This is a genomic window from Microtetraspora sp. AC03309 (assembly GCF_020826795.1).
Classification (GTDB): Bacteria; Actinomycetota; Actinomycetes; order Streptosporangiales; family Streptosporangiaceae; genus Microtetraspora; species Microtetraspora glauca.
This window is the reverse complement of record NZ_JADDIL010000637.1, coordinates 1-385: the sequence shown is the minus strand read 5'-3', so window position 1 is coordinate 385 and position 385 is coordinate 1. Positions and strand designations below refer to the sequence as shown.

Below are 385 nucleotides of genomic sequence, written 5' to 3'. Positions count from 1 at the left end.
ATCTATCTCGCCGCGCCGCCCGGGAAACCCATCCTGGACCATCTTGTAGAGTTGCAAGCCTTTGCTCGGGCAATTGCCGTCGACGGTGTCTGGACAACTGACATCGCCCGAGCTACCGCCAACTCGTTCGACGGTATGGCAGCAACCTGGAACACCGAACACAGCACGAATCGCTTCGACGCCGTACACGACGCTCTCCGGCGAGGCGACATACCCGTGGGCGGACGCTGTCTTGAAATCGGATCCGGCACCGGACAGCTCACCCCGCTTCTCGTCGAGCACTTCGATGAGGTCGTCTCGGCTGATCTATCCATCGCTATGCTCTTCCAAGCGCCTTCCGAGAGCGTTCGTATCTGCTGCGACGCTGCGCGATTACCAATGCACG

1 protein-coding gene is annotated in these 385 nt (G+C 60.3%); it reads right to left on the bottom strand.

The window, feature by feature from the left end:
• Positions 1 to 282, bottom strand: a 282-nt coding sequence (locus IMZ11_RS44720; protein ID WP_228649893.1) for a hypothetical protein, incomplete at its 3' end; no start/stop codon positions are given.
• Between the last annotated feature and the right edge of the window lie 103 nt (positions 283 to 385).